The following is a 4,936-nucleotide window of genomic DNA, read 5'->3' on the forward strand; positions in this document are numbered from 1 at the left end:
GCGGCCGCGACCGGATAGACTTCCTTCATGTAGTCGTTCATCAGGTTTTCTGAGATCGTGCCCGGCGTGAAGCGATACGGTCCGATTTCCGAGACCGGCGTCACCTCGGCGGCAGAGCCCGTCAGGAAGCACTCGGAGAAATCCGACAATTCCTCGGGCATGATCACGCGCTCGACCACCTGGTAGCCGCGACGCTTGGCGAGCTCGATCACCGTGCGGCGGGTGATGCCGTCGAGGAAACAATCCGGCACCGGCGTGTGGATGACGCCATCCTTGACGAAGAACACGTTCGCGCCGGTCGCTTCCGCCACCTGGCCGCGATAGTCGAGCATCAGCGCATCCGCATAGCCCTTGGCTTCGGCGGCGTGTTTGGAGATCGTGCAGATCATGTAGAGGCCGGCGGCCTTCGACTTGGACGGCGCGGTCTTCGGATCGGGGCGGCGATACTCGGCGATGTCGAGGCGGATGCCCTTCAGTTTTTCGGCCGGATTGAAGTAGCTGCCCCACTGCCAGATGGCGATGGCGACGTTGATGCGGTTGTTCTGCGCCGAAACGCCCATCATCTCCGAGCCGCGCCAGGCGATCGGCCGCGCATAGGCTTCGGAGAACCCCTGGCGCTTCAGGAGTTCGACGGTCGCCGCATCCAGCTCCTCGACGGAATAGGGAATCTTGAAACCGAGGATTTCGGCCGACGCGTGCAGGCGCTGGTTATGCTCGGTGAGCTTGAAGATGCGCCCGCCATAGGCGCGCTCTCCTTCGAACACCGCGCTGGCATAGTGCAGGCCGTGCGTCAGCACGTGAATCTTCGCGTCCTTCCAGTCGACGAATTCACCGTTGAACCAGATTTGTCCGTCCAGCTGATCGAAAGGAACTGCCATGGTGTCATCCTCCGGCGCTCGCACGCCATTCTTTCTGTTGATTGTTTCGCCAGTTGCGGTCTAACCAGAAACAGGCAGGATTACCTGCGTATAGGATAGTCCGGATTGGTAGCCGGGAAAACATCTGACAACGGCGCCCGGGACCGCAATTTATGGTGCGGACCCTAACAACGAGGGGAAAATATGTCAACAATGCTGACATATTTTTCCATAAATTACGCGGGGACGGCAAGGCATGAAAGGAAATGACAACGCAGCCCGACAGACGCCGGACAAACATGGCGCAAACGAGCTGCACCGCGACGTGATGACGGGCGACGGGCGCATCGACTTCGAGATCATCGAAGGCCTGTTCTTCGCCTATCGCGACTTCATTTCCGATCCGGACGCCATTCTGGCGACGAGCGGTTTCGGCCGCGCGCATCACCGCGTCGTGCATTTCGTCAACCGCGAGCCGGGCATGACGGTGGCGGACCTGCTCGATACGCTGAAGATCACCAAGCAGAGCCTGGCGCGCGTCTTGAAGGAGCTGATCGATTCCGGCTATATCCAGCAGGTGGCAGGCCCCGAGGATCGCCGCCAGCGCAAGCTCTACCCGACCAAGGCGGGACGTGAACTGGCGCTAGCACTCGCCGAGCCGCAATCCCGCCGCATCGCCCGTGCATTCGAGGATATGAATGCCGGCGACCGCCGGGCTGTGGTGAAATTCCTCGCCGGCATGCAGAACGCCAAGAGCGAATGAGAACGGACAGACAGGAGGAGAAGACGATGACCGCTGCCGGCGCGCCCTCCGACGATGCATCCCATCTGCTCGTCGTCGACGACGACACCCGTATCCGCGAACTTCTGAACCGCTATCTCAAGGAGCAGGGTTTTCGCGTGACGGTCGCGGGCGACGCGGACGAGGCACGGCGCAAGCTGCGCGGCCTGGATTTCGACCTCATCATCATGGACGTGATGATGCCGGGCGAAAGCGGCCTGTCGCTGACCAAGAGCCTGCGCGATATCCGCCCCGTGCCGATCCTCATGCTGACGGCGCTTGCCGAATCCAAGGCCCGCATCGAGGGGCTGGAGGCCGGCGCGGACGACTATCTCTCCAAGCCCTTCGAGCCGCGCGAACTGGTGCTGCGCATCAACAACATCCTGAAGCGCAACGCGCCACCGACCACGCCGAAGATCGAACAGGTTATGTTCGGCCCCTACACCTTCTCCATCGTGCGCAAGGAGCTGAGGCGCGGCGGCGACGCCATTCGCCTCACCGACCGCGAACAGGAGATCATGCTGCTGTTTTCGCTGCGTGCGGGCGAAACCATCCCGCGCCATGAATTGATCGGCGAAGAAACAGAGGTGGGTGAACGTACTATAGACGTGCAGATCAACCGCCTGAGGCGTAAGATCGAGGACGATCCATCCAATCCGGTGTGGCTGCAGACGGTGCGCGGCATCGGCTACCGACTGAGTGTAGAGCAGGGCTGACCGTGTGCAATTCCATGCATGTCCAGGAACAGTGTGAAGCGGTTTTCCGTTCGCAACCGTCTATGCGCACGATTTTGGAAAACCCAGTCCGATGACGACCTTCGAGACGTTCAAGCGCGATATCGAGCGCGCGCCCGCTGCCGGCTGGAAGCGCGTGGTGCGCTGGCTGCGCCGGCAGCTGCCCACGGGCCTCTATGCCCGCTCGCTGCTCATCATCATCATCCCGATGGTCCTGCTCCAGTCGGTCGTCGCCTTTGTGTTCATGGAGCGCCATTGGCAACTCGTCACCCAGCGCCTCTCGGCCGCCGTCACGCGCGACATCGCTGGCGTCATCGATCTCATCGAGACCTATCCGCAGGATGCCGACTATTCCGAGATCACCCGCATCGCGCGGGAGCGGCTGGACCTGATCATCTCCGTCGAACCGGGCGTCGACCTGCCGCCGCCGCGCTCGAAGCCGTTCTTCAACATTCTCGATGAAATCCTCAGCGAGGAGATCGTCCGGCAAATCCGCCGGCCGTTCTGGATCGACACGGTGGGCGAGAGCAATCTCGTCGAAATCCGCATCCAGCTCGAAAACAAGATCCTGCGGGTCTATGCGCGGCGCAGCCAGGCCTATGCGTCGAACACCCATATCTTCCTGCTCTGGATGGTCGGCACGTCGCTCGTTCTAATCACCATTTCGATCCTCTTCCTGCGTGGCCAGATCCGCCCGATCCTGACGCTGGCCAAGGCGGCCGAAAGTTTCGGCAAGGGCCAGAAGATGCCGGAGGATTTCGCGCCCCGCGGCGCCGACGAAGTGCGGCGCGCCGGCCTTGCCTTCATTCTCATGCGCGAGCGCATCGAGCGGCAGATGGAACAGCGCACGGCGATGCTGACCGGTGTCAGCCATGACCTGCGCACCATCCTCACCCGCTTCAAGCTGCAGCTGGCGCTCGCCGGCGACAATCCCGACCTGCAGGGCCTCAACAAGGATGTCGAGGACATGCAGACCATGCTGGAAGGCTACCTTGCCTTCGCGCGCGGCGACGTGGAAGAAGACGTCCGCGAAATGCGCCTCTCGGATTTCTTCGACAAGCTGGCAATGGAAGCGGAGCTGCACGAGCGCGCCTTTTCCAGCGATATCGACGGCGACGACGAGATCATGGTGCGTCCCAACGCCTTCGGCCGGCTTGTCGGCAACCTCGTCTCGAATGCGCTGCGCTATGCCAAGACCGTGCATGTCGAAGCGCGTCACCGCGCGAAGTGGCTGACGATCACCGTCGATGACGACGGACCGGGCATTCCGGAACGCTCGCGCGACGACGTTTTCAAGCCATTCTTCCGGCTCGACGAAGCGCGCAATCTCGACGCCTCCGGCACCGGCCTCGGCCTTGCCATCGCCCGCGACATCGCCCGCAGCCACGGCGGCAACGTCACCCTGTCGGACAGCCCGATGGGCGGCCTGCGCGCCACCATCCGCATTCCCGCCTGACGGATTTTTTGATGAGCACCTTCAGCCTCGACGACCTGACCTGGCTCAACCCGCCGCTCGCCAGCGAACTCCGGGATGGTCATCTGCATGTGAAAACCGCGCTCAAGAGCGACTTCTGGCAGCGCACCTATTACGGCTTCCAGCCTGATAACGGCCACTTCCTGAATCGAACTTGGACGGGCGACTTCACGCTGGAGACGACCTTTCGCGGCGCCTACGAAACGCTCTACGACCAGGCCGGCCTGATGGTCCGCAAGGACGAGACCTGCTGGATGAAATGCGGCATCGAATTCACCGATGGCGCCAAGCATTTCAGCGTCGTGGTCACGCGCGGCCATTCCGATTGGTCGGCCTTCCGCATCGAGCATGATTTCGATCTGATCTCGGTGCGCGTCACACGCAATGGCGACGCGTTGTTCATCCAGTATCGAACGGACGCGATGACGGACTGGCGCATGGCGCGCCTCGCCTATTTCCCGCCGGAATTTTCGGATGTGTCGGTCGGCGTGATGGCCTGTTCGCCGCAGCGTGAGGGTTTTCAGGCGGAGTTCACCGACTTCCACCTCGGGCCGCCGCTGTCACGGGAAATCCACTAACTCAGCACATCTTCTTGCCGTTCGGCACCGGCTGGCCGACGCCGGCAAGCACGATGGCGCCGGTGTCATCCTCGAAGCCGAGGGTCAATACTTCCGAACGCACCGGCCCGATCTGGCGCGGCGGGAAGTTGACGACGGCCAGCACCTGACGACCGACGAGTTCTTCCAGCGTATAGTGCACGGTGATCTGCGCCGACGACTTCTTGGTGCCGATTTCGGGGCCGAAATCGATCGTCAGCTTGTAGGCCGGCTTGCGGGCTTCCGGAAAGGGCAGCGCCTCAATGATCGTGCCGACACGGATGTCGACCCGCTCGAAATCCGGATAGGTGATGGTCTCGGTCATGGAGTTTCCTAGTAAGCCGATCAGCCCGCCAGTTCTTCGGCCCGCGTGCGGGCAGCGGCGATCGCTTTGTCGAAGAGCGGCTGCATGCCGTCCTCGGCCATCAGGACCGAAAGAGCAGCGGCGGTGGTGCCGCCAGGCGAAGTCACGTTCTGGCGCAGACGGCTGGCGT

Annotated in this window: 7 protein-coding genes; 4 read left to right on the forward strand and 3 right to left on the reverse strand. The window is 62.2% G+C overall.

The window, feature by feature from the left end:
• The coding region (locus ACOZK4_RS17195) for a branched-chain amino acid aminotransferase (RefSeq protein WP_421592940.1) at positions 1 to 878 on the reverse strand (878 nt) is incomplete at its 3' end.
• A gap of 235 nt (positions 879 to 1,113) precedes the next feature.
• Here ACOZK4_RS17195 and ACOZK4_RS17200 point away from each other — a divergent pair.
• The 4 genes from ACOZK4_RS17200 to ACOZK4_RS17215 all read left to right on the forward strand — a co-directional run bounded on the left by ACOZK4_RS17200 (position 1,114) and on the right by ACOZK4_RS17215 (position 4,424).
• Complete coding sequence (locus ACOZK4_RS17200; RefSeq protein ID WP_421592941.1) at positions 1,114 to 1,620, forward strand: MarR family winged helix-turn-helix transcriptional regulator; 507 nt, start codon at positions 1,114 to 1,116, stop codon at positions 1,618 to 1,620.
• 26 nt (positions 1,621 to 1,646) lie between these two features.
• On the forward strand, positions 1,647 to 2,354 hold the full coding sequence (locus ACOZK4_RS17205; RefSeq protein ID WP_421592942.1) for a response regulator: 708 nt from the start codon (positions 1,647 to 1,649) through the stop codon (positions 2,352 to 2,354).
• A gap of 91 nt (positions 2,355 to 2,445) precedes the next feature.
• Positions 2,446 to 3,828, forward strand: coding sequence for an ATP-binding protein (locus ACOZK4_RS17210; protein WP_313522830.1), 1,383 nt, complete (start codon positions 2,446 to 2,448; stop codon positions 3,826 to 3,828).
• Positions 3,829 to 3,839: 11 nt separating this feature from the next.
• Complete coding sequence (locus ACOZK4_RS17215; RefSeq protein ID WP_421592943.1) at positions 3,840 to 4,424, forward strand: DUF1349 domain-containing protein; 585 nt, start codon at positions 3,840 to 3,842, stop codon at positions 4,422 to 4,424.
• Position 4,425: 1 nt separating this feature from the next.
• On the opposite strand, the gene ACOZK4_RS17220 is transcribed toward ACOZK4_RS17215, so the two are convergent.
• Together ACOZK4_RS17220 and ACOZK4_RS17225 are read right to left on the reverse strand one after the other, a co-directional pair.
• Complete coding sequence (locus ACOZK4_RS17220) at positions 4,426 to 4,767, reverse strand: tRNA-binding protein (protein WP_421592944.1); 342 nt, start codon at positions 4,765 to 4,767, stop codon at positions 4,426 to 4,428.
• 20 nt (positions 4,768 to 4,787) lie between these two features.
• Positions 4,788 to 4,936, reverse strand: a 149-nt coding sequence (locus ACOZK4_RS17225) for a pyrroline-5-carboxylate reductase dimerization domain-containing protein (RefSeq protein ID WP_421592945.1), incomplete at its 5' end; no start/stop codon positions are given.

Source organism: Shinella sp. M27 (assembly GCF_049199905.1).
Classification (GTDB): domain Bacteria; phylum Pseudomonadota; class Alphaproteobacteria; order Rhizobiales; family Rhizobiaceae; genus Shinella.

Coding starts and splice junctions, on each gene's coding strand:
- ACOZK4_RS17200 (WP_421592941.1), top strand. CDS start 1,114: ATGAAAGGAAATGACAACGCAGCCCGACAGACGCCGGACAAACATGGC.
- ACOZK4_RS17205 (WP_421592942.1), top strand. CDS start 1,647: ATGACCGCTGCCGGCGCGCCCTCCGACGATGCATCCCATCTGCTCGTC.
- ACOZK4_RS17210 (WP_313522830.1), top strand. CDS start 2,446: ATGACGACCTTCGAGACGTTCAAGCGCGATATCGAGCGCGCGCCCGCT.
- ACOZK4_RS17215 (WP_421592943.1), top strand. CDS start 3,840: ATGAGCACCTTCAGCCTCGACGACCTGACCTGGCTCAACCCGCCGCTC.
- ACOZK4_RS17220 (WP_421592944.1), bottom strand. CDS start 4,767: ATGACCGAGACCATCACCTATCCGGATTTCGAGCGGGTCGACATCCGT.